The 23,971-nt window shown below is 38.4% G+C and carries 18 protein-coding genes and 1 tRNA gene; 7 read left to right on the plus strand and 12 right to left on the minus strand.

Features of this window, described 5'->3' with window-relative positions; genetic code table 11:
* Positions 1-3 precede the first annotated feature (3 nt).
* Entirely contained in the window at positions 4-2,403 is a 2,400-nt protein-coding gene (locus tag ACYVM0_RS22545; protein ID WP_460560904.1) for a GAF domain-containing protein, read from the plus strand.
* A 53-nt stretch (positions 2,404-2,456) separates the two neighbouring features.
* Here ACYVM0_RS22545 and ACYVM0_RS22550 read toward each other — a convergent pair whose 3' ends face one another.
* Positions 2,457-3,839, minus strand: coding sequence for a hypothetical protein (locus ACYVM0_RS22550; protein ID WP_460560906.1), 1,383 nt, complete (start codon positions 3,837-3,839; stop codon positions 2,457-2,459).
* 192 nt (positions 3,840-4,031) lie between these two features.
* Between ACYVM0_RS22550 and ACYVM0_RS22555 the strand changes: the two genes are divergently transcribed.
* Positions 4,032-4,391, plus strand: coding sequence for a DUF4260 domain-containing protein (locus tag ACYVM0_RS22555; protein ID WP_460560908.1), 360 nt, complete (start codon positions 4,032-4,034; stop codon positions 4,389-4,391).
* Positions 4,392-4,395: 4 nt separating this feature from the next.
* Here ACYVM0_RS22555 and ACYVM0_RS22560 read toward each other — a convergent pair whose 3' ends face one another.
* The 4 genes from ACYVM0_RS22560 to ACYVM0_RS22575 all read right to left on the minus strand — a co-directional run bounded on the left by ACYVM0_RS22560 (position 4,396) and on the right by ACYVM0_RS22575 (position 7,066).
* On the minus strand, positions 4,396-4,995 hold the full coding sequence (locus ACYVM0_RS22560; RefSeq protein ID WP_460560910.1) for a Crp/Fnr family transcriptional regulator: 600 nt from the start codon (positions 4,993-4,995) through the stop codon (positions 4,396-4,398).
* A 113-nt stretch (positions 4,996-5,108) separates the two neighbouring features.
* Positions 5,109-5,399 (minus strand): hypothetical protein, encoded by a 291-nt coding sequence (locus ACYVM0_RS22565; protein ID WP_460560912.1) that lies wholly within the window; start codon positions 5,397-5,399, stop codon positions 5,109-5,111.
* Positions 5,400-5,519: 120 nt separating this feature from the next.
* A complete protein-coding gene (tig, locus tag ACYVM0_RS22570) occupies positions 5,520-6,887 on the minus strand; it encodes a trigger factor (RefSeq protein ID WP_460560914.1) in 1,368 nt (455 codons plus the stop codon).
* Between the two features lie 97 nt (positions 6,888-6,984).
* A tRNA-Leu gene (locus ACYVM0_RS22575) sits at positions 6,985-7,066 on the minus strand.
* A 1,036-nt stretch (positions 7,067-8,102) separates the two neighbouring features.
* On the opposite strand from ACYVM0_RS22575, the gene ACYVM0_RS22580 reads away from it, so the two are divergent.
* Positions 8,103-10,346: a RelA/SpoT family protein gene (locus tag ACYVM0_RS22580; RefSeq protein WP_460560916.1), complete on the plus strand. Its 2,244-nt coding sequence runs from the start codon at positions 8,103-8,105 to the stop codon at positions 10,344-10,346.
* A gap of 91 nt (positions 10,347-10,437) precedes the next feature.
* Positions 10,438-10,782, plus strand: a complete 345-nt coding sequence (locus ACYVM0_RS22585) for a hypothetical protein (RefSeq protein WP_460560918.1) — start codon at positions 10,438-10,440, stop codon at positions 10,780-10,782.
* Positions 10,783-10,839: 57 nt separating this feature from the next.
* Here the strand turns inward: ACYVM0_RS22585 and ACYVM0_RS22590 are convergent, their stop codons facing one another.
* Genes ACYVM0_RS22590 through ACYVM0_RS22600 form a run of 3 tightly spaced genes read right to left on the minus strand, consistent with a single transcriptional unit; the run spans position 10,840 to position 12,892 of the window.
* Positions 10,840-11,487: an NADPH-dependent F420 reductase gene (locus ACYVM0_RS22590; RefSeq protein ID WP_460560920.1), complete on the minus strand. Its 648-nt coding sequence runs from the start codon at positions 11,485-11,487 to the stop codon at positions 10,840-10,842.
* Positions 11,488-11,517: 30 nt separating this feature from the next.
* Entirely contained in the window at positions 11,518-12,408 is an 891-nt protein-coding gene (locus tag ACYVM0_RS22595; RefSeq protein ID WP_460560922.1) for a Rossmann-fold NAD(P)-binding domain-containing protein, read from the minus strand.
* 58 nt (positions 12,409-12,466) lie between these two features.
* A complete protein-coding gene (locus ACYVM0_RS22600) occupies positions 12,467-12,892 on the minus strand; it encodes a MarR family winged helix-turn-helix transcriptional regulator (protein ID WP_460560924.1) in 426 nt (141 codons plus the stop codon).
* Between the two features lie 182 nt (positions 12,893-13,074).
* Between ACYVM0_RS22600 and ruvB the strand changes: the two genes are divergently transcribed.
* Complete coding sequence (gene ruvB / locus ACYVM0_RS22605; RefSeq protein WP_460560926.1) at positions 13,075-14,094, plus strand: Holliday junction branch migration DNA helicase RuvB; 1,020 nt, start codon at positions 13,075-13,077, stop codon at positions 14,092-14,094.
* A gap of 60 nt (positions 14,095-14,154) precedes the next feature.
* On the opposite strand, the gene ACYVM0_RS22610 is transcribed toward ruvB, so the two are convergent.
* Together ACYVM0_RS22610 and ACYVM0_RS22615 are read right to left on the minus strand one after the other, a co-directional pair.
* Positions 14,155-14,853, minus strand: coding sequence for a response regulator transcription factor (locus ACYVM0_RS22610; protein ID WP_460560928.1), 699 nt, complete (start codon positions 14,851-14,853; stop codon positions 14,155-14,157).
* A gap of 142 nt (positions 14,854-14,995) precedes the next feature.
* Positions 14,996-15,943, minus strand: a complete 948-nt coding sequence (locus tag ACYVM0_RS22615; protein ID WP_460560930.1) for a cytochrome-c peroxidase — start codon at positions 15,941-15,943, stop codon at positions 14,996-14,998.
* An 82-nt stretch (positions 15,944-16,025) separates the two neighbouring features.
* Between ACYVM0_RS22615 and ACYVM0_RS22620 the strand changes: the two genes are divergently transcribed.
* Positions 16,026-17,582 carry a P-loop NTPase family protein gene (locus ACYVM0_RS22620; RefSeq protein WP_460560932.1) on the plus strand — a complete coding sequence of 519 codons (1,557 nt, stop codon included), beginning with the start codon at positions 16,026-16,028 and terminating at the stop codon, positions 17,580-17,582.
* Positions 17,583-17,680: 98 nt separating this feature from the next.
* A complete protein-coding gene (locus tag ACYVM0_RS22625) occupies positions 17,681-19,603 on the plus strand; it encodes an LTA synthase family protein (protein WP_460560934.1) in 1,923 nt (640 codons plus the stop codon).
* Between the two features lie 278 nt (positions 19,604-19,881).
* Here ACYVM0_RS22625 and ACYVM0_RS22630 read toward each other — a convergent pair whose 3' ends face one another.
* A complete protein-coding gene (locus ACYVM0_RS22630; protein ID WP_460560936.1) occupies positions 19,882-21,807 on the minus strand; it encodes a RecQ family ATP-dependent DNA helicase in 1,926 nt (641 codons plus the stop codon).
* A 22-nt stretch (positions 21,808-21,829) separates the two neighbouring features.
* Entirely contained in the window at positions 21,830-23,947 is a 2,118-nt protein-coding gene (locus tag ACYVM0_RS22635) for a heavy metal translocating P-type ATPase (protein WP_460560938.1), read from the minus strand.
* Positions 23,948-23,971 lie beyond the last annotated feature (24 nt).

The raw sequence follows: 23,971 nt of genomic DNA on the forward strand, positions 1-23,971 counted from the left end.
TTTATGCAAACAACTTTACTTGATTTAACGAATAACCAAAAATCGGCAACAGACAACCTGGATGTTTCCATTTCTTTTGGTAGTTTTCTTACTTACCTGCAACAGCGCATACAGGAAGAAGATGGGATGAAAAAAGAATTTTTTGAATATGCATTTTCAAAATTAAATACCGACAAAGCAGTTTCGGGCCGTATTGATTTAAATGACATTCAAAAACATAAAGAAGCGTTGTATTTAATTTATAACCTGCTGGTGCCTGCCATTGCGGAAGAGACACAACAATTATGGGCATTAGGTGTACCCTTAAAGCCGCATATTTTTTTTGGCACCAATAGCTTTTATAACCTGATACAGAATTTTGATACCGGAGCTGTAAAATGCGAGATACTCAACAATACCAACAACGACATGAACAATAAAATGAAAGTGCAGCTTTTATGTTCATTGATATTGGAAAAACTCTATAACTTTCCTCCGTTACATAAAAATGAATTTTCTTATGTGGTAGTAAATGAACAAACAGGGCTAAGCAATTATTTTAAAATACATATTGATACCCGCTTTGTAAAAGTAGAAAGCAAGGAACCTTTACCGGATTTAGATTTACTTAAAATTGCAGCGGAAATGGAGACCAGTGATTTTGAATGGGAAACCTTATGCTCCAGGCTGCCCCTTACATCATTGCATTTTTCCGGCTTTTCTATTATCACAGCCAAAGATATTACCGGCCCGCAGGCTATTGAAAATATTAAAAGCGCCATTATAAACCGCCACCCCGGCGATGACGGCGATTATTATAAAGGTGTGGTAAATTCTTTAAAAACCATTGTTGAAAGTAATGCTATTGAATTTGGATTACTGCCTGTTTTTATGGTGAACAACAAATTAGTAGTTACTAAAGAAAATAAAATGCATAACCTGATGGTTAATGCATTTACCACTAAAGAACACCAGGACGAATTTTATAAACGTACAGAGGCCTACCTTGATAATCCGGGAGTTATTCTTTATAGCGACATTACAGATGATAAGGACGCAAACAAATACCTCCTTTATCTTCATAAAAATGGCATTACTTCTTATGCATTGTTTCCGGTATACTCAGGTAATCGTGTAGTGGGTGTGCTGGAAATCTATTCAAAAAAAGAGCACATCCTTACTCCGGCAACACTGGCTAAACTAGAACCTGCCTTACCACTATTATCGCAGTTATTTCAGCACCATATTGATGAATTCGGCAGGAATATTGAAAATATCATTAAGGATAAATTCACTTCTTTACAGCCGGCTGTAGAATGGAAATTCCGCGACATTGCGTGGCATTACTATAACAACAATGAAGGAACAGGTAAAAAAAAGCTGGAAGAAAAAATTGTGTTCAGGGATGTATTCCCGCTTTATGGTGCTATTGACATTCGCAATTCAACCATAGAAAGAAATAATGCACAGTCGGCAGACCTTATTGCTCAATTCAAACTCATTGTAATAACATTAACCGAAATAAAAAAACAGGTAAATATTACGTTGGCTGATGAGCTGATATTTAAATGTAATAGCTGGCTGAAAGCCATAGAGACAAAAAATATAAACGAAGACAATCTTAAAATAACAGAATTTTTTGATGATGAGATCCACCCTTTTTTAGATTATTTTAAAGACAATAACCCTGTTCTGGAACCCATTATCAAAAAATACCGGGATGCAATAAATGAAGAAACAGGAATTGTTTACTACAACCGCAGGGTATTGGAAAAATCAATGCAAACCATCAACGGTGCTATTAATCAATACCTGGAGTTTTTTAGAGACGAGGTGCAGGTAGCCTATCCATGTTATTTTGAAAAATTCCGTACAGATGGTATTGAGTATGATATTTACATCGGGCAATCTATATCGCCCCATAAACCCTTCAATAGTTTATACCTTAAAAATATCCGCCTCTGGCAATTAAAATCAATGGTGGCCATAGCAAAAATTACACATGGCCTGCAACCGCAACTGGAAAAAAAACTGGAAACCACCCAGCTTATTTTTATCCGGTCTACAGCCATTGATATTGGTTTCAGAAATGATGAGCGCCGTTTTGATGTAGAAGGTTCTTATAACATCCGCTACCAGGTAATAAAAAAACGCATTGACAAGGTACATGTAAAACTTACCGGCGAAAGACTTACGCAACCTGATAAAATTGCGTTGGTATATTTTAATAAAAAAGAAGCTGACGAATACCTGGAATACATCAAATACCTGCAAAGCAAAAATATGCTGAAAAAAGATATTGAATTTCTAGAACTGGAAGAACTGCAGGGAGTAACTGGTTTAAAAGCCATAAGAGTAAGCATTGTTATCGATCATACTGAGGATACTGAAAAACAGATCATCTCTGCAATGTTAGAGAAATAATATTATATCTTCTGCCTGATGTATCCTGACTATAGGGTACATCAGGCAGAAATCTATATCCTTACATTCTTTCCAAAAATGGTATTCATTTCTGCCGCTGAAATATTTTTAAAACCAAGTTTTAAAGATTGATTTTTAGCAATTACAAAATCTTCTTTGCATTGATATAACTGACCATTATTTTTTGTAAATGCAAGCACCGTTACGGCTTGCCCCACGGGTAAATTTGATAACACATATTTTTGATTGCCTGTGCTGTTCAACTTTCCATTCATTAATCCATTAAACGATTTGTAAATAATAAAATATTCTATTTGCGGATGGGTAAATGTTATAGGCAAATCAAGTTGCACTTCTGTTTTTTCCTGGTCGTCGTTAAAACGATCGCAGTTTATCCAGCCTAATTTTGTTACCGATGATGGCGCATAATATTTTTCCAGCCTGCCGGCAAGTGAATTTTCTTTGTTTTGCCTTTCCCACTCTTCTTCATATTTTTTATTGGCCGCATGTTGCATGTCTGCAATCTTTTGTTCCTTAGCCAAAGAGTCTTTTTCTGCTTCAAGTTCTTTGCAGGAAATTACCCTGTATACTTTGTACTTGTAGGGCCTGTGGCTGTTGGGATAAGAATTTCTAAAGCAACCATTATAGTATCCTTCATCAAAACTGAGATAAATTGAATCGATATTTTTATCTACCCCTCTTTTTTGAAGAATGCTCACCATTTCTTTGATCGGCATTTCCCGGTTACCAAAAATCACTTTACTATCTGTAGATTCATACAAAGTGTATTTACTTTTATAGGGACGATACTTTGCTGTGTCAGGATAAGGAGGTTTATAGCTGCTATAATCCATCTCCTCCGTATTAAAGATCAAAGGTTGAGCTGCTTTTATCCAGTTCATATTTCCCTGGCTGTCCCTGTTGCCATAAAACAATTCCATTTCGGCATCTTTCAATTTGGGAAAATTTACCTGCAGGCTATTGCCTTTTTTAAGTTGCAATTTTTGCCCTTCACTTTCCATACCAATAAAATAACTGCCGCCCGAAGCTAATAAACGGCCATTGCTTACAGTGGCGGCATTGCTTTTAAACAGGTCTTCACTGGTGGTTAGTTCAATTATACTTACTTCTATTTTTCCTTTCACAGCACTGCCATCTGCTTTTTCCAATGCAGCCGGGTTTACTGTTACTTTCAATCCCTTGTTTGCTTTTAATACTGTAGTTTGCCGGGGTACTACTGTAAATTTTTGTGTTGCATTCGCAATAAAACTATTGCTATAATCAGCAATATCAATTGCATTTTCCAATTGCACCGATGAGGTATCAGCAATAGTTGCAGCCACTTCGCTACCCTTACTTGTTTCTTTTTTACTGTTGCAGGAAAATAGAATAAATGTGCATAGCACAAACATGGCATAAGCCCGTTGAGTTGGCATGGTTAAGTAGTTTAAATTATCAAGGATGGGGAGGGAACCTGTACACAACGACCGCAGTAAAACTTATCTTATGTAAGGAGTGCTAAGAATTTGTTAAACGAAAAATAGTGGAGATAACCATTGCCTGATTTATTATCTTTTGTTAACGTGTGCACATTTTGCCCAATATAGCTTTGTGTAAAATTAAAAACAATGAAAACAATATTACAATTAGAAGAAGCAGCAATGACGGCTGTTGGCATTTATTTACTTACTATCTACAACCTGCATTTATCTTTCTGGATATGGGCCATACTTTTCTTTAGCCCCGATATTGGTATGCTGGGCTACCTGGTAAATACAAAGGTTGGAGCTGCAGTTTATAATCTCTTTCACCACAAAGGCATTGCTATTGCAATTGCAGCCTCGGGTTATTATTTTCATCATGATGTACTGACGGCAATTGGGATTTTATTATTTGCCCATGCTTCATTCGACAGGATAATGGGTTATGGTTTGAAGTATGAGGATAGTTTTAAAAATACGCACCTGGGTAGTTTAGAAAAGAAGTAATAAACTATTTGTTTTTCAAAAGCCTGCTGCGGATACGGCTCATACTTACCGGTGTAATACCTAAATAGTTGGCAATATAATGTTGCGGTATTCTCTCAATAATTTTCTTTTTGTTACTGTTTAGCAGATCCACGTAGCGTTCTTCGGGGCTTTGCAGCAGCAGGCTTACCATTCTTTCTTCCAGGCCAATGGCCAGGTATTCGGCCAGCAGCCGGCCAAATTTTTGCCACGCCATGCTTTGCTCAAATAGATCCTGTAATGTTTTGTAGGAAAAAGAAATATAGCTGGCATTACTCAATGCCTCAATGCTTACCAGTGATGGCTTACCGGTAATGCAACTCAGGTAAGCACTCATCAAATGATTTTCAAAAAAGAAGTAGGTGGTTTTTTCTTCGCCGTCTTTTGTATAGTACTGACGAAACATGCCCTCAATTACAAAAGCTACATCACGGCCCAACTTTCCTTCTGCAATAAACAATTCATTCCTGCGAATGGTTTTTATTTCAAGGTGAGGCAGTAATAATTCCCAATCGGCATCTGTTATTTTGCAGAATGCTTCAATGTGGTTTCTGAATGTTGAAAAGGAGGTATTGTTATTATTCATGTAGTAGTTTACTATACTAGTATAATTTTTATTTTTTTAGCCTATTTTTTACATAATGTGTCTCTTAAATTAACTCTACAAACGAACTGATAAATAAAATATTTTTTTGAAATTTATTTTTTTCGAAAAGCAAAGTTTAATTCCATTGAAGAATAAGTAGAGTTACTTAATTTTTTGACTATAGAATCTTCTATAAATTTATAGTCGATTGTATTTTTTATTTCCCGAAAGTCAATTGTAATTTGATTTAAATCGGAATCAACGACGACATCGTATTCCAAAAAATGGGGAATACTTTCGTTTAAGATTTCCGTTAATTCATTCAAATCTTTAGCTTTACCATGGTTAAAATTCCCTGATTCCCATTCATGCGGAGAATTGAAAATAGTATGCTTCTCTTTCATAACTAAAACACTTTTATGATTGTGAAGATTCTGCCTATTTCAAATTTAAATTAATTCTTTTATAAATAAAAAAGCGATAGCTTTTTACAACTATCGCTTTAACTATTTTGATTTCTATTCTTAATGCTGATGATTATGCATCATGCCATTCAGCTCCTCTCCTGTTACTTCTTTTTCTTTTGGCTTCACCTGTGTTTCGATAAAGTTGAATAATTTATCAGTGATCAAACGGCGGTAGCTGCTGTCCACTTGTTTTTCATCTTTCATCATACGGTCGATATAGCTTTCTATCCAGCTGGTATCTTCGCCTAAATTCATAGTACCAAAGTAACGCATGATCTCGTTTTTCATGCTATCTCTTAATTCTTCATTGGTAACCTGTAATTTATTATCCTGTATCAGTTTATCACTGATCAATGTCCATTTTAATTGATTGCTGAAACCCGGAAATTCCGCTTCAGCTTCTTCCGCAGTTTTAGGTTTTTCGCCACCGGTTTGCAACCAGCGTTTTAAAAACTCTTCCGGAAATTCCATTTTTGTTTCATCAATCAGGTAATGATACAATTGGTCCTGTAATTGATTGCGGCTTTGAGATTCCCAGTATTGCTGAATTTCTTCTTTGATAGATGCTTTTAATTCATCTACAGAAGTAATATCTTTTGCAGGATAAATTTCTTTAAAGAAAGCTTCGTCTAATGCTCTTTTTTCAACAAGGCCAATTTTTACAATAGCTAAATTGAAATATTTTTTGGCAGCATCCTTATCATCTTTTTCAAAACCCAGGTCCTGCAATATCATGGCTAATTTATCTTCATCAAAAGCTTTACTCAATTGAACAGTAACCACATCGCCAACCTTTTTACCCATGAATTTTTTCTGGGTAGCTGCAGTTAAATATTTCAGAATAACAGAGTTTTCTTTTGAAGCACCACCTTCAACTGCAACACCTTCTTTATCGCTTTCGGTAAATAAAATATTCAGTACATTTTCTTCATTATCTACCGTTTCAGGTTCGGTCATTTTACCACCTTTTATCTGCATACGGGTGATCTCTTCGTCCACCATTGCATCAGTAGCTACTACTTTATGCAGGGTAACTTTTGCTTTGCTTACATCAGCTAAAGTATAGTCGGGTTTCAATCCCATTTCAAAACCAAATTCGTAATCAGATGGATTATTGATATCCATTTTAGCCACATCATTGGTTAATGGTAAAGGCTGGGCAAAAATTTCGGGCTTTTCAGTGCTCAGGTAATTGTACAATTCTTTCTCCACAGTTTTAATTACCTCATCAGTAAAAATAGAACTACCGTACATTTTTTTGATCATGCCTGCCGGTACCATCCCTTTTCTAAAACCGGGGATATTGGCAGTTTTGCTGTATTCTTTCAGCTTTTTATCAAAGGCGGGAAAATAATCATCCTTACTTACTTTAACAGTTAATTTGTCGTGTAACAAACCAATGTTTTCTCTTACTACTGTTGCCATTTCTTAATGTTGATTAGTTAATTTGTTTACTGGTTAATTAGTTGTAGCATTCATTGCTGAATACCAACTAGCTAATTAACCAATTAACCTGAAAAAGTCCGGATGATAGGGGTCGAACCTACATGGATTGCTCCGCCAGATCCTAAGTCTGGTGCGTCTGCCAATTTCGCCACATCCGGTTTAATAGCTTCTAAGCCTGATGCGTTTGCTCCCCAACCAGTTGGGGACCACATACGATTTAATAGTTCCTAAGCCTTTGTGTCTGCTCCCCAATCAATTGGGAACCACATACGGTTTATTTATTCCTTGCCTGTTGTGTCTGCTCCCCAACCAGTTGGGGACCACATACGATTTAATAGCTTCTAAGCCTGGTGCGTTTGCTCCCCAACCAGTTGGGGACCACATACGGTTTAATAATTCCTAAGCCTCCTGCGTTTGCTTTCAACCAATTGGGGATCACATACGATTTACATATTCCCTTTCTGGTATGTCTGCTCCCCAACCAGTTTGGGACCACATCCGGTTAGGGGGTGCAAAAGTAAGGGTTTTCTGTAAAATAAGGAAGGGAAAATACAGTAAGTTTAATTAACCCTATTCCGGCTTTTTCCCGGGGTCCTGCTTTCCCCAAAAAACAACCAATTCAAGCTGTTGTTTATTGGGTTTATAACGATAAACCGGGGTAACCCTTTTTTATACGACCTGCAAGTAAGTATTTCTCCTTGTACTGTAGATCTGAACATTTGTGGACTTGTTGCTATAAGCTAAAGCCTATCGTGAACTTGCTGTACAAATTTTTTAGCTGTTGTTTCTCCAAATTAAGCATCAAGGCAGCTTATAATTGGTTCAAATGTTTCTACTGTCAATAGCGGCCAAATTAGCTCTTTAACCATTTACTATACTTATTCATGTGGTATACAACGCTGTCTTATTGTTCAATTCCTTTATCAATACTCTTTTTTGCACCTCACTTGCCTCATTCCACCAATCATCTTCTTTTGAAGCATCAAAAAGATAATTCACCATTTCCAGCACTTATTCCGAAGCTGTGTCAATAAATTTTTTAACCTGTTTACGTAAAACAGTTACGTTTTTCATCATCCCTAACTTTATTAAATTTAAACTTTTGCTGTCAGAAAACAATTGTAGTTAAGAGATAATATACTTCCTTTCAAACAGCCTGTTAAAATGTAATCATTTTCAACTAAATTCGTAATAATGGAAGTCAAGGAAACCATACCCAAATACAACCTCAGCGAGGAGGAAGAAAAGAAAGAGATACTGCGGCAGTACCGCGGCCTGCTACGTGTTTTAAAACCCAAATTAAAGCCCGGCGATAAAGAGTTGGTGAGGATAGCTTTTGAAATGGCTGCCGAAGCCCATAAAACCATGCGGCGCAAAAGCGGCGAACCTTATATCCTGCACCCGCTGGCAGTTGCCAAAATTTGTGTGGAAGAAATAGGCCTGGGTGTACGCAGTACCATTTGTGCTTTATTACACGATACGGTGGAAGATACCGATGTAACACTGGAAGATATAAAAAGAGAATTCGGTATAGAAATTGCCAAAATTGTAGATGGCCTCACCAAGATCAGCACGGTGATGGATACCAATACCAGCCAGCAGGCCGAAAATTTTAAAAAGATCCTGCTTACACTTACTGACGACCCCAGGGTGATATTGATAAAACTGAGTGACCGCCTGCACAACATGCGTACCATGGACAGTATGAAGCGGGAGAAGCAATTAAAGATCAGCAGTGAAACAGTTTATGTATACGCCCCGTTGGCGCACCGTATGGGCTTGTACAATATCAAGACAGAAATGGAAGACCTGGCCATGAAATACATGGAACCGGATACCTACAAATACATTGCACAGAAATTAAGTGATACTAAAAGAGAGCGCACTAAATACATCAATGATTTTATAAGGCCATTGAAAGAGAAACTCGAAAAAGCAGGTTTTGAATTTGAGATATATGGCCGTCCGAAGAGTATACATTCTATCTGGACAAAAATGAAAAAGAAGGGCGTGAGTTTTGAAGAAGTGTATGACCTGTTTGCTATCCGTATTTTGGTAAATGCCCCTTTGGAAAAGGAAAAAGAAGAATGCTGGAAAGTGTATAGCATTATCACCGATTCTTACAACCCTTCTCCTGAAAGATTAAGAGACTGGCTGAGTAATCCTAAAAGTAATGGCTACGAAGCCCTGCATACTACTGTGATGGGACCGCAAGGTAAATGGGTGGAAGTGCAGATACGTACCAAGCGTATGAATGAAATTGCAGAGAAAGGGCTGGCAGCACATTGGAAATATAAAGAAGGCAAAGATGATGAAAGCCGCTTTGATAAATGGTTTCACCAGATAAGGGAAGCATTGGGCAACCAGGATACCAATTCATTGGATTTTTTACAGGATTTTAAAACGTCTTTTCTCGCCGAGGAAATTTACGTGTATACCCCTAAAGGAGAAATAAGAATGCTGCCCATTGGGGCAACGGCGCTGGATTTTGCTTTTAGTGTACACACTGCCGTTGGCAGCCGCTGTATTGGCGCCAAGGTAAATCACAAGTTAGTGCCTATTGGTACCAAGTTGCGTAGTGGCGACCAGATTGAAATTATTACCAGTGCCAAACAAAAGCCCAGCCAGGAATGGTTAAGCCTTGTTGTTACCACCAAGGCAAAAACAAAAATAAAAGACACTTTAAAAGAGGAGAAAAGAAAAGTAGCAGAAGATGGAAAACATATTCTGCAAAAAAAGCTGGAAGCTATCGGCGGCATGATGACGCAGCATAATATGGAAGAACTGGCTTCGTTTTACAAACTCAATTCTTCGCTGGACCTGTTATATGAAATTGCGATAAAAAAAATTGACCTTAAAGAGTTAAAAGATTTTACAGCTTCCGGAGACAGGTTATTCTTGCCCAAGCCCGTAAAACCGGAACATGAAGAAAAACACGATGCTGATCCTCATACCAAACACCCGGCTAAAAAAGATAAAGATGCAGAGCTGATCATTTTTGGTGAAAGCAGTGATAAGATACAATACACTTTAGCCAATTGCTGTAAACCTATTCCCGGTGATGATGTATTTGGTTTTGTAACAACGGGAGAAGGCCTTAAAATTCATCGTACCAACTGCCCCAATGCAACAAGGTTACTTTCCAATTACGGCCATCGTGTGGTAAAAACAAAATGGGCGAAGAATAAAGAAATTTCATTCCTCACCGGTTTAAAAATTATCGGGCTGGATGATGTAGGTGTAATACATAAGATCACCAATCTTATCAGCGGCGAATTAAAATTCAATATTTCGGCAATGACCATTGAAGCTGCTGACGGTATCTTTCGTGGTAATATCAAAATATTTGTACACGATAAAGACGAATTGGATGAGCTGGTGGAAAGGCTGACTGCTTTACCAGGAATTGAAAGGGTAGACAGGTATGATACAGAATAGCCTTCTATTTAACATTAGCTTTACTTACCAATACAACCTTTGCATTTAAAAACACATCATATTTGTACATCAAAATTTAAAATAAAAAATTATGCAAGAGCTAATTAACCGCCTGACTGAAAAAGCAGGCATAAGTGCGGAGCAGGCTACCAAAAGTCTTGAAACTATAAAAGATTTTGTAAAAGAAAAATTTCCTATGCTGGGTGGAGCAGTAGATAATATGTTCGCCGCAACGCCTGAAACTGTTGCTGCAGCAACGCCAAAAGCGGAAGAAAAGCCGGCAGAAAGTGTAATGGATAAGATCAGTGATGTAATTCCGGGTCAGGCAGGAGAAAAAGTAGAGGAGTTTGCAAAAAATGCTGCACACAAAGCTGAAGAAGTTTTTGATAATGTAAAAGACAAACTCAGCGGCATGTTTGGTGGCGATAAAAAATAACCTGACAGTTGGAAATTAAAAACCTCCGGAAATAATCCGGAGGTTTTTTTGTGTCAATTATTTTCTCAGTAATTTAAATGCATGTGTCCATTCATTATTTTTAAATCCGGGAATACACCACAGTACACAAAGTGATTCTATGGCTCCGGCAGCTTCTGCTTTACCCATGTCTTCAGTTTCCCAACCAAAGCTGGTTAAGATTTCTGTAACTGTTTTTTTAGCACTGTCATCATTGCCACAAATAAACATGGAAGGTTTAATGCTGCCGTAATCAGGTTTGTACATTACTGCGTTACCCACGCTGTTAAATGCCTTTACCAGCCTGGCTTCGGGCAATAGCCTTTGGGTTTGTTGCAGCAACGAATCATTTTGATCAGTATAAAACTGTAATACGCCATTTACGGGCGGTGCTGCTGCAATAGGGTTTGTGGCATCAATAACTATTTTTCCTGCAAAATTTTCTTTACCAGCCAGTTCAATGGCATTGGCTGTTACTGATCCGCTTGTTGCCAGCACAATGATGTCTGCAAATGCGGCAGCATTTGCAAAACTGCCTGTTTGTGCTTTTGCGTTTTCAGTTTTCCATTGTATTACTTCGGCTTTTGTTACATCCCTGGTGCCCAGCAATACTTCATGCCCTTCCTTTAAAAATGCACTGCCTAACACAAGGCCAACAATACCGCTGCCAATGATTCCGATTTTCATGTGTATGATTTTAGGTTAAGAAATTATTTTTTATTGCGCATTAAACGCTCCTGCAAATTCCTTTACAAAATCTTCCAGTTTAACTTTACCCAATACCGGACGATTCTTCCAGTAATCTTCCTGCATTTTACCTTCTCTCATTGCACGGCCCATTGTAGTGTACCCTTCTGCCATGGTTTCTGTAAGGCCCGCCTGCTTCATGCCTTCCAATGATTGTTCGTCAGAAAAAACTATCCATGGAATACCTGGTTTACCAACCGCATTGCCAAGGGCAGCAGCAATTTCAGCTCCCGTTTTTTCATCGCCGGAAATGTAGCGTACTGAAAAACCTGAAAAATTTAATGCCAGTAATTCTTCTGCCGCCGCTGCTGCAATATCACTGGTATGCACCAATATTATCTTTTCGTCGCCGCCGCCAAAATTACTACCCACAATATTCATTCCTTTTATCAACGGAATCATTGCAAAAAGGTTGTACATAAAATAAGAAGGCCTTAAAAATTTAGCGTTAATACCGTTATGTTTTTGCAGCAGGTCTTCAAAATCCGCCAATCCGTCAACCGGCCCTGCACCATTACGCATATGGGCACCAATGCTGCTGAGCACTACCACATTTTTAATGCCATTACTTACAATAGCATCAGTATAATTTCTTGCAACTGTATTTTGGTAATGCCTGAAGTTTTCAGTTACAAAATTAGGAGGTATCATAGCATACACAGCATCTGCACCTGCAAATGCTGTTTTTACAAAGGCGGCATCTTCTACCGAGCCCACAGCAGCTTTAGCACCTTTATTGACTAATGATTGCAATTTTTCTGCACTGCGGCCAATAACAGTTACATCATGGCCTGCATTTAATAATTGTTCTGTTAGGGGAGTAGAGATATGCCCTGCTCCTCCTGTAATTACATACTTCATAAAAATTGTTTTTGGTTATAGATTATATTTGTATATACAAGTATTGAATGAAAAAAATTTATCCCAGTTTATCAGTTAGTTTATTAATGTTTTGCACCATACGCATACTTTCTTCCACGCCCAGTATTTCAGTATAGGTTTTTGTAAATTCCCCCATGCACATTTTCATCTTCGGTAATAATTCTTTCCCCTTAGGTGTAGGATACACGTTGGTGGTCTTCCCTTCGGTAGTGCGTATCACCAGTTTCTTTTCTTCCAGTTTTTCTATCAGCCTGGTTATAGTACTTGGCGTTAGCTGCATTTCATCTGCAATACAACCCGGCTGCATGCCCGGATTTTCCAGCACCATCGTTAATAAATAACCATGGCTTGGCGCCAGGCCAACCTTCTTCCAGTTTTCCACTGCAAGTTTTTCTACTTTACGTGCCAGTGCATTGGTAGAAAAATAAAGGCATTTATTAAAACGGCTATTAGAAGATTTCATTTTCAGCACAAAGATAAAGCTTTTTCATTTGTACATACAAATAAAATGAGGTTTATTTTTTTAGTAGACGATACGGGTTTGGTAACTTTTGAAAAATTGACACCCCTGTCAATAAAAGCTGGTGGCTCTTTACGGAAACTATTTATTTTTATGCCCATCCATTAATTTGTTAATTTTACCACATGGCGAATCCCAATTTAAATAACGAGGCAGCATTTGCAGATAAAGAGTTCGAGAACACGATAAGGCCTTCCGCTATAAATGACTTTAGTGGCCAGGGGCAGATCATAGAAAACATCAGCATTTTTATTAAAGCAGCCAAACTACGTGGCGAAGCTTTGGATCATATTTTATTTCATGGCCCGCCGGGGCTGGGTAAAACCACCTTATCAAGGATTGTAGCTAACGAATTGGGGGTAAGCATTAAAGAAACCAGCGGCCCGGTAATTGAAAAGCCAGGCGACCTTGCAGGCCTGCTGACCAATTTAGAACCCAACGATGTTTTATTTATAGATGAGATCCATCGCCTGAGTACGGTTGTAGAAGAATATTTGTACGCCGCCATGGAAGATTACCGCATTGATATTATGATTGACAGCGGGCCTAATGCAAGAAGTGTGCAACTGAATTTAAATCCATTCACCTTAATTGGTGCTACTACAAGAAGTGGATTATTAACTGCCCCACTATTGTCCCGTTTTGGTATTAAATCAAGATTGGAGTATTATGATGCCACTACTTTAAAAAATATCATTCTTCGCTCATCAAAAATATTAGGCACTAAAATTACCAGCGATGCTGCTGCCGAGATTTCTGGCAGAAGCCGCGGTACCCCACGTATTGCCAACGGCTTATTAAGAAGGGTGAGAGATTTTGCGCAGGTAATTGGTAACGGTGTGATTGATTTAGGCATTACGCAACATTCATTAAAAGCATTGAACGTAGATGCGTATGGTTTGGATGAAATGGACAACCGCATTTTATCAACCATAATAGAAAAATTTAAAGGCGGGCCTGTAGGCATTACCACCATCGCCACTGCTGTTGGCGAAGAGCCCGGCACTATTGAAGAAGTGTACGAACCTTTTTTGATACAGGAAGGGTTTTTACAACGTACTGCAAGAGGAAGAGAAGCTACAGAAAAAGCTTATAAGCATTTAGGGAAAATACAGCCCAATTCGCCCAACACCTTATTTTCATAAAAAGAGCTGTTCGGTATGCGAACAGCTCTTTAATTATTTCATCCGTTGATTGGTAGTTTTTTATTCAGAAACCACTAACCTGAAACCATTACCATGAATGTTTACAATTTCAATGGTGGAATCTTCTTTTAAATATTTACGCAGTTTTGCAATGTACACATCCATGCTACGGCCGTTGAAATAAGTATCGCTGCCCCATATTTTCTTTAATGCTACTTCACGGCTCAGTAAGTCATTTTTATATTCACTCAGCATTTTCAATAATTCATTTTCCTTGGGAGAAAGCACCTGAACCTTTCCATTAATGGTCAGTTCACGCAGGCGTGGGTTAAAGTGGTAACTACCCAGATCAAATTCGGCATTTACTTCTTCTTTATGCATTTCTTCATTGCGTTTTAAAATAGCTTTTATTTTATGCAGCAACACTTCACTATCGAAAGGTTTGGTGATATAATCATCCGCTCCTAATTTATATCCCTGGATGATATCGTCCTTCATGGTCTTTGCACTTAAAAAGAACAAAGGCACATCAGGATTTACATCTCTTATCTCTTCTCCCAATGTAAAGCCGTCCATATTAGGCATCATTACATCCAAAAGACAGATATCGTATTTTTCACGCTGAAAGGCAGCTAATCCCAGGCGACCATCTCTTTCCAGTGTTACGTCATAATCATTCAATTCTAAATAGTTCTTCAAAACCATGCCAAGATTGGTATCATCTTCACAAAGTAATATTTTGGGTTTTACTGCTTCCATGTTTTATTAGTTTATTAGCAAATAAAATTAATTCAAATTTAGTATAGCGAATATAGTGCCTAATTTTTTGTTAAAGGTAGATGTTTCCCGCTGATTACACTGATGTCGCTGATTAAATCTCTCTTCGGCACAATCAGCTAAATCAGCGGGAGAATTTTTTGTCTGTCAGAGTTTTTAGAAAAGCCACTAAATCCTTTTTCTCTTTATCGGTAAGTCCTAATGGCTTTTTTAATGATTCGTCGATATTGATCGGATCAGCCACTACTTTTCGGGGATCATTGTAATACTCCACCACTTCTTCCAGGGTTTTAAACATACCGTTATGCATATAAGGTGCAGTTACACCAATATTACGCAGCCCGGGAGTTTTAAATTTCCCTTTGTCGGTTTCCTTTTTAGTGATGTTGTATAAACCGGCGTCATTCCATTCCTTTTCATTATACAGGCCAATGTTTTTAAAATCATCCGTTGTAAAATCTTCCATGCTGTGGCAATCAAAACATTTTGCTTTGTCGCCAACAAATAATTCCCTGCCACGTTCTTCCTGTGCAGATAACTTTTTAAGGTTATTACTCCAGTCATCAAATTTGCTGTCTACGGTTTCTAAGGTTTGTTCATATGCGGCAAAAGCAACGGATAAATTTTTTGCGGTAGGTTTCTGTTTAAATATTTTCAGGAATAGATTTTTGTATTCCAAAGATTGGTTTAATCGCTTTACGGCTTCGTCAATTGGCAACCCCATTTCATCAGGGTTTTGTATCGGCATCAGTGATTGTTCTTCCAGGGATACTGCCCTGCCATCCCAAAAAAAGTAAGGCCGGTTTTTCATATTTAAAACAGAAGGCGTATTGCGTTTGGTTAGTGTGCCATTGATACCAACACTAAATGCAACAGTATCTGCAAATGCATAAGCTGGTTTGTGGCAACTGGCACAGCTTACAGAAGAATCTTTAGATAATAATTTTTCGGAAAATAATTTTTTGCCCAGTGCAGCTTTGGTTTTTATTTCCGTATTCTTTTCTTCAAAAGAACTGGAAACAATAAGTAAGCCCATTACACCTGATGCAATTAGAAAAATTGATTTTTTCATAGTACAAATTTAACCCGAACGGGTCACAAAATCATTTCCAAGATTTCAATAACAGGTTGTAACTTTCCGGAAATTATAACCAATGCCCAGTAAAGAAGCTTTTATACAAGCCATTAAAGATGGCTACACTTTTAAAGGAGAATCCGTAAAAATAGGTGCCGCCGTTTTAGATGGCGAAGTGGTTGCAGAAGCAGCCATTAATCTTCCCCTAAAAACAATGAACCGGCATGGTTTAATTGCAGGCGCTACCGGCACCGGTAAAACAAAGACCCTGCAAATGATCAGTGAGTTTTTAAGCGATAACAGTGTACCGGTTTTATTGATGGATATAAAAGGCGACCTGAGTGGCATTGCTGCTGAGGGCACCACTAACGATAAAGTAAAAGACCGTTATGCTAAACTGAATATGGAGTATAAACCGGCTTTGTTTGCAACGGAGTTAATGACTTTAACCGGGCAAAAAGGTGTTCACTTAAGGGCGACCGTAAGCGAATTCGGGCCGGTGCTGCTGACAAAGATTCTGGGGCTGAATGATACACAAGGTGGCGTGGTGGCGATGATATTTAAATATTGCGATGATACCAAATTACCATTGCTGGACTTAAAGGATTTTATCAAAGTACTACAATACATCGGTGATGAAGGAAAGGCAGAGATTGAAAAAACTTACGGTAAAATCTCTACCACCAGTACCGGCACTATTTTACGTAAAGTGATTGAATTGCAACAACAGGGTGCTGATATTTTCTTTGGAGAAAGAAGTTTTGAAGTAGATGACCTGATGCGTATGAGTGATGATGGCAGGGGCATGATCAACGTATTACGTGTGACCGACCTGCAGGATAAACCTAAATTATTTTCCACTTTTATGTTGCAGATGCTGGCAGAGTTATATGCCAGTTGCCCTGAAGAAGGTGACCTGGATAAACCCAAGCTGGTAATGTTTATTGATGAAGCGCATTTAATTTTTAATGAAGCCAGCGAAGCATTATTACAACAAATTGAAACGATCGTAAAACTGATCCGCTCCAAAGGCATTGGTATTTTCTTTTGTACACAAAACCCGATGGATGTACCGGCAAGTGTATTGGCACAATTAGGTTTAAAAGTACAACATGCATTAAGGGCATTTACTGCTGCCGACAGAAAGGTGATTAAACAAACGGCAGAAAATTATCCTGAAACCGAATTTTATAAAACAGAAGACCTCATTACTCAACTGGGCATTGGCGAAGCATTGGTAACCATGCTGAATGAAAAAGGAATTCCCACGCCATTGGCACATGTGATGCTTTGTGCGCCACGCAGCCGTATGGACATTCTTACCGATGCAGAGATTGATACGCTGACAGGCAAATCAAAACTGGTAGCCAAATACAATCAAACTATCGATAGCCAGAGTGCTTACGAAATATTAACTGCCAAATTGCAGGAAGCGGCCGATAAAAACCAGGACCAGGCTAATGATGGCGATACCAAATCTAAAAAAGGAGAAGAATCTACATTTGAAAAAGTGGCTAATAACACCATTGTAAAAAGTATGGTACGTACTGCCGGTAATACAATAGTGCGTTCATTGCTGGGGGCATTAGGTTTGGGGGGCAGAAGCAAATCTTCTAAAAGTAAGAGCTGGTTTTAAACCATGATCAGACGGACGTCAGATCATGTGGTCTCACAGTCTGACGACCTCGTCTGACCGTGAGACCAGGATGGCATTTTTGTTTATTATCTTTGCGCATGTTTACAAAAATCTTTCGTTATCGTTTTGGCCCTGTTGCAATTGTAGCAGTTTTAGTTTGTGCTATCAGTTTTATCACCAGGATCATACTCTTAATAAAAAGCTGGCCTTCGCTGGAGTTAAATCCCTTTAGTTTTATTGGTATTTTTTTGATCGGTTTTTTTTACGACCTGGTAGTGAGTTGTTTCTTTGCCATCCCGGTGGCATTGTATTGCTGGCTGATGAAAGATTCGATTTACCGAAAAAGCTGGCAACGTATTTTCCTTTTCATTTTGTTTTTTCTTATCAGTTTTATTTTACTGCTGAATGCAGGCGCAGAAATTACTTTCTGGGATGAGTTTAGTGTGCGGTATAATTTTATTGCTGTTGATTATCTTATTTACACCACCGAAGTATTAGGCAATATCTGGGAATCGTACAATATCCCTTTAATTGGCATGGGTGTGGTGCTGGCAACTGCAGCTGTTGTTTTTTTAATAAGAAAAAAAATAGCTGCGTCGCAACAGGTGAGTATGCGTTTTGCAAAACGCAGTGCTTTCTTCGGCATATTTTTATTAGTTACCGCAGCCGCATATTTTTTAGTGAACAATCGTTTTAAAAATATCACCAACAATAATTATGTAAATGAATTAGGTGGCAACGGTATTTACGAATTTGGTACTGCCTATTGGAATAATGAAATTGATTACAATCGTTTTTACGCCACAAAAAATGATACGGCCAATTTTAAAATTTTAAAAGACATGTTGCAGGCGCCCAATGCAACATTTACCAATAACCCTTTAAGTATTGAAAGAGTAATTAAAAATGATAGTGCCGAAAACAAATGGAATGTGGTTTTGATCAGTGTAGAAAGTTTAAGTGGCGACTATTTAAAGCATTTTGGCAACAAAGAAAATATCACCCCGTTTTTAGATTCTCTTATTCCGCACAGTTTATTCTTTGAAAATTTTTATGCCAGCGGAACCAGAACGGTAAGAGGTTTGGAAGCATTATCGCTCGCCATTCCACCCACACCCGGCCAGTCGATTGTAAGAAGACCGGATAATGGCGATATGTTTACTATGGGCAATGTTTTAAAAACAAAAGGTTACGATGTTAATTATATCTATGGTGGCAATGCTTTCTTTGATAATATGGGCAAATATTTTGGCGGTAATGGCTATACCGTTTTAGATAAAAGAGATATTCCGGAAAAGATGGTACACCATACCACAGCATGGGGTATTGATGATGAAGGCGCATTTGATTACACCTTAACGCAGTGTGATAAAAGTTTTTCTGAGAACAAGCTTTTTTTTAATCATGTAATGACCGTAAGCAATCACCGGCCTTATACTTTTCCTGATGGAAGAATTGATATCCCTTCGGCTTCACAATCTATTGCCGGCGGTGTTAAGTACACCGATTATGCGATAAATAAGTTTTTGAAAGATGCCAGGCAAAAGCCCTGGTTTAAAAATACCCTCTTTGTAATTGTAGCAGACCATTGCAGCAAGAGTGCCGGCAAAACCGACCTGCCGGTAAACCGTTACCATATCCCCTGCTTTATTTATGCCCCGGACCTGATCAAACCTAACCAGGAACAACGCATTACCAGCCAGATCGACCTGGCACCAACCGTACTGGGTATGCTGAACCTGAACTATACCAGTCGTTTTTTAGGGTATGATATTTTTAAAACACCCGCAGGCAGAGAAAGAGCTTTTATAAGCACTTACCAGGATATGGGCTATATCAGGAATGGCAAGCTGGTGATACTATCGCCGCAAAAGAAAATTGAAACCTTCACCCCCGACTTTACTTCGGGTGCTTCGGTGAAAATTACACCCGACCAGGCCCTTATTAGTGAGGCCATTGCCTGGTACCAGGGAGCTAATTATTTATATAAAAACGGGGGTTACAAAATGATAAAGCAGTGATATTTGTTTTATAAAACATTGGTTATCAGTATAAAAACAGGCACAACTGTGTACTTCAAACATTATTGTACAAGGCCTTGCACAATAAAATATTTCAAAAATATTTCATGAAAATGTTGTCAAATGGTAAATTCCGCATTATCTTCGTTTCGGTTTTTCATAGGATATTGGATTTTAAAGCGGGACTAGATTTCTATCTTGGTCCCTTTTTTTATTTTATACCTTCCCGTTTATTGCTTTAATGTCGAAACATCAGTAATTAGCACTAAGACAGAATCTTAGATAAAAACATTACCTTCTTTATTGGAAGCGATTTTATTTTCGGCAAGTAAATAGTTAATCACTTTCCACAACTTCTCCTTTTTAACATTTTTTAAATGTTGCTGAATGTCTTTTACCGGCAGTGGCTTTTCCTTTACCAATTGCAATACTCCGGAGGATATCTGTTCAAATTCTTCTTTTGATATGATGAGGTCTTTTTCATTGATACAGTTATCACATATGCCACATGATTTTTCGGTAGCAGCGTTAAAATAGGCTGCAATTAATCTGCTTCTGCAACTGGTAGTGCTTTGTACATAATAGAGCATCGCAGTAACCCGCTGTTCAAAATTTTTCTTTCGTTGCAGGTGTGCTGCAATATTTACAGCATAACTGTCGGCATACATCCTGTTTTTTAGTAACGTAATTTGTGGCTTTTCGTTTTGTGGCGAATACGTGATGATACCATAATCGTTCAATTGCCTTAATTCCTTTTTTGTGGTATCAACATCTTTCCTTAAAAACTTTGCCAGCTGCATCTCATGAACTATTGCAGGAAAATCAAAAATACCTTCATAAGAACGTAAGAGGCCTTTGATCATCGGTTCCAGCTCCGGATGTATTTTTTCAAACTCTGTAAGGTCGTTCCTGTTAGCAATGACCAATACTGTTGAAGGCTTAAAAATAATTTCATTAAAACTGAGTACATCATCCTGCTCCAGTGCTTTAATAGCATAGGTAGTATTGAGTATATTTAATTTAAAAGCCGCAGTAAAAATGCCGATATCCAGGTCGTAATTCATCCCTTCGCCACTGCCTGCAGCCACCTGCAAGTGATTCATTAAAGCGGTGTAAGTTTTCTTTATTTCCTCTGCATCCGGAAAACGGATATCGCTTTGTTGCTCCAGGTTTTCCAGTTCTTTATTGCTGTACAATAACACAGCGTAAGCCCTTCTGCCATCCCTTCCTGCCCTTCCGGCTTCCTGGTAGTAGTTTTCCAGGCAATCGGGCACATCGTAATGTACCACCACTCTTACGTCGGGCTTATCAATGCCCATTCCAAATGCATTGGTACAAACTATTACCCTTGTTCTGTTTTTTATCCAGCTTTCCTGTTTTTTATTTCTTTCTTCATTGTTCAACCCGGCATGATAAAAATCTGCATTAATACTGTTCATCCTCAACAGGTCCGCAATTTCTTTGGTATGCTTCCTGCTTTTACAATACACAATGGCAGTGCCGGGTACATTCTTCAATATCTCCAGTAATTTATTTTGCTTGGAAGGAACATTAAAAACTGAATAAGAAAGGTTAGGTCGCTCAAAAGATTGTTGAAATTTTATCCAGTCAGCGTGCAATACGCCCCTTCCAGGAGGCAGGGGCGTTAATTTTTCGCAGATATCATCCTGCACCAGCTTTGTAGCAGATGCTGTTAATGCCAGTACAGGCACTTTTGGCAACAACTCCCGCAGGTTGGCAATGCGCAGGTAAGGCGGGCGAAAATCGTAGCCCCATTGCGATACGCAATGCGCTTCATCTACTGCCAGCAAACTGATATTCATTGCAGGCAGGAATTCTAAAAACAAATTGGTTTCTAATCTTTCAGGAGAAACGTATAAAAATTTATAATTGCCATAGGCGGCATTCTGCAATGTTTTTTTTACTTCCAAAAAATTCATGCCACTGTATACTGCCAATGCATTGATGCCTTTACGTTTTAAATTTTCCACCTGGTCTTTCATCAAAGCAATAAGCGGACTTACCACCAGGCATATCCCGTCCTTAGCCAATGCAGGTACCTGGAAACAGATGGATTTACCACCGCCTGTTGGCAGCAATGCCAATACATCTTTTCCGTCCAGTACTGCATTGATAATATCTTCCTGCAGCGGACGAAAAGCATCATAACCCCAATATTGTTTGAGAATTTCCTTAGCAGTCAAACCAAATTAATTTAACCTGAAATTAAATTACTTTCCTGTAATTGAGGCGTATTGAATTTATAGCCAGCACCACATCGCTGAAACCCATTGCCAGTGCGGCAACACCCGGATGCAAAAACCCCATGGCAGCAACAGGAATAGCCACTATGTTATAAATAAATGCCCAGAACAGATTGCCTTTAATGGTGGAAAAAGTATGTTTACCCAGGCCCAATGCCAATGGCAAATGTTTTATACCGTTATTGGTTAATACTACCTGCGCCGTTTGCATAGCTAATTGCGATGCATCAGAAATTGAGATACCAATGGTGGCTTTGGCCAAAGCCGGCGCATCGTTGATACCATCGCCGATCATAGCTACAGGCGATGCTGCATTTAGTTTTTCAATGATGGCCAATTTATCTGCAGGTGTTTTTTCTGCATACACGTCATCAATGCCAACAGTTTTGGCCAGTTGGTTACACCTCTCCAGGCTGTCGCCACTCAACAAAATAGTTTTTATGTTTTTTGAATGCAGGTACCGGATCACTTCCACAGCTTCTTCTCTTATAGAATCGTCCATATTGAACCAGCCTGCCAAACTATCATTTTTAATGAGGTAGGCAGTATGCATAGACTGATTTGTATAAGCAGCAGCAAGTTTATAGGAACCTAACTGAAATACATTCCCCTCTTTATCTTCTGCTTTTATTCCCATACCTTTTACTTCTTCAATCTTTTTCCAGTGGATGGGATCATTAATTTTCCATTCATTGGTTATTGCTTTTGCAATGGGATGATTGGAAAATTTTTCCATTGAGAAAACCAGTCTTTTAAATTCTTCTTCGCTTATATTGCTACTTTCAAATTTTGAAATGGTCAATTGCCCTTTAGTAAGTGTACCTGTTTTATCAAAAACAACAGTAGTAATATTTTTAAATAGTTCCAGGCTTTTTGCATTGCGGAACAGGATACCTTTTTTGGTAGCCCTGCCTAATCCAACGGCAATAGCAGCAGGCGTTGCCAGGCCCATTGCGCAAGGGCAACTGATCACCAACACGGCAATACAACGCATTAAGGATTGTGTACCGGAAATATCAAAAGCAAAATAATTCAAGAGAAAAGTGAGTGCAGCAATGCCCAATACCACGGGCACAAATATGGCACTTATCTTATCTGCCAGTTGCTGTATCGGTGGCTTTTCTCCCTGTGCCTGCTTTACTAAATTTAAAATATTGCTGAGTACAGTATCTTTTCCCACTGCCGTTACCTGGGCTTTTACCGTGCCGTCTGTAAATAAACTGCCGCCAATTAAAGTGTCTTTTTTTTGCTTGTGAATGGGCTTGCTTTCTCCTGTTAATAATGCTTCACTTACATAAGCTTCTCCCCATAAAATTTTACAATCGGTTGGCACCTGCTCGCCGGATTTTATCAGGATCAAATCACCAGTATGCAGTTGTGTGTTTTCAACAGGAAAAATTAATTCTTTGTGTTCTTCATCAAATGCAATCATATTAGCCATTACTTTTTGATTGCCGGCCAATTTGTTCAATTCTTTTTGTGTAGTGGCAACTGCTTTATGCTCTACCCATTCGCCTAAAAAAACAAGGGTAATGATTGTAGCGGTGGTTTCATAAAAAACATAATCCATTCCGTAATTGCCAATGGTGCCAATTAAGCTATACACAAATGCGGCTAAAGCACCAATTGCAATCAACACATTCATATTGGGAATTCCTCTTAATAAACTCTTAACCGCACTTACACCAAAATAACTCATGCCCACAATAAAAACCGGTACGCAAATGGCCATTTGTATCCATGGGTTCATTAAAAAATGAATATGCCAGGGTAACATATGCAGCATCAGTACCAATGTAAATGGCAGACAGAAAAGAAAACGCTGCAGGTGATTGGTAAAAAAAGTTGTTCGTTGTTGCTTGTTCGTTGTTAGTCCTTCAGTTTTAACGGTATATCCCAGATCTGCAATTCCTTTAGAAAGTTCTTCTTTGGATGTATTGCCACTCAATTCAAAATTTACATCGCCGCCAATAAAATTCACTTTCACATCTTTCATACCTTCTTTTTGAAGGTACTTCGTTATAGTTAAGGCACAATTGGTGCAATCCATTCCATCTACTTTCCATTCAACTTTTTCCATACTGCAAAATTATTTATTGCAATT

It is taken from the genome of Ferruginibacter profundus, from assembly GCF_054783275.1.

Excerpts from the sequence above, each read along its gene's own strand:
- ACYVM0_RS22595 (WP_460560922.1), bottom strand. The coding sequence starts at position 12,408 with ATGAAGTATGTAATTACAGGAGGAGCAGGGCATATCTCTACTCCCCTA.
- ACYVM0_RS22545 (WP_460560904.1), top strand. The coding sequence starts at position 4 with ATGCAAACAACTTTACTTGATTTAACGAATAACCAAAAATCGGCAACA.
- ACYVM0_RS22620 (WP_460560932.1), top strand. The coding sequence starts at position 16,026 with ATGCCCAGTAAAGAAGCTTTTATACAAGCCATTAAAGATGGCTACACT.
- tig (WP_460560914.1), bottom strand. The coding sequence starts at position 6,887 with ATGGCAACAGTAGTAAGAGAAAACATTGGTTTGTTACACGACAAATTA.
- ACYVM0_RS22625 (WP_460560934.1), top strand. The coding sequence starts at position 17,681 with ATGTTTACAAAAATCTTTCGTTATCGTTTTGGCCCTGTTGCAATTGTA.
- ruvB (WP_460560926.1), top strand. The coding sequence starts at position 13,075 with ATGGCGAATCCCAATTTAAATAACGAGGCAGCATTTGCAGATAAAGAG.
- ACYVM0_RS22585 (WP_460560918.1), top strand. The coding sequence starts at position 10,438 with ATGCAAGAGCTAATTAACCGCCTGACTGAAAAAGCAGGCATAAGTGCG.
- ACYVM0_RS22635 (WP_460560938.1), bottom strand. The coding sequence starts at position 23,947 with ATGGAAAAAGTTGAATGGAAAGTAGATGGAATGGATTGCACCAATTGT.
- ACYVM0_RS22590 (WP_460560920.1), bottom strand. The coding sequence starts at position 11,487 with ATGAAAATCGGAATCATTGGCAGCGGTATTGTTGGCCTTGTGTTAGGC.
- ACYVM0_RS22580 (WP_460560916.1), top strand. The coding sequence starts at position 8,103 with ATGGAAGTCAAGGAAACCATACCCAAATACAACCTCAGCGAGGAGGAA.
- ACYVM0_RS22555 (WP_460560908.1), top strand. The coding sequence starts at position 4,032 with ATGAAAACAATATTACAATTAGAAGAAGCAGCAATGACGGCTGTTGGC.
- ACYVM0_RS22600 (WP_460560924.1), bottom strand. The coding sequence starts at position 12,892 with ATGAAATCTTCTAATAGCCGTTTTAATAAATGCCTTTATTTTTCTACC.
- ACYVM0_RS22565 (WP_460560912.1), bottom strand. The coding sequence starts at position 5,399 with ATGAAAGAGAAGCATACTATTTTCAATTCTCCGCATGAATGGGAATCA.
- ACYVM0_RS22615 (WP_460560930.1), bottom strand. The coding sequence starts at position 15,943 with ATGAAAAAATCAATTTTTCTAATTGCATCAGGTGTAATGGGCTTACTT.
- ACYVM0_RS22550 (WP_460560906.1), bottom strand. The coding sequence starts at position 3,839 with ATGCCAACTCAACGGGCTTATGCCATGTTTGTGCTATGCACATTTATT.
- ACYVM0_RS22560 (WP_460560910.1), bottom strand. The coding sequence starts at position 4,995 with ATGAATAATAACAATACCTCCTTTTCAACATTCAGAAACCACATTGAA.
- ACYVM0_RS22610 (WP_460560928.1), bottom strand. The coding sequence starts at position 14,853 with ATGGAAGCAGTAAAACCCAAAATATTACTTTGTGAAGATGATACCAAT.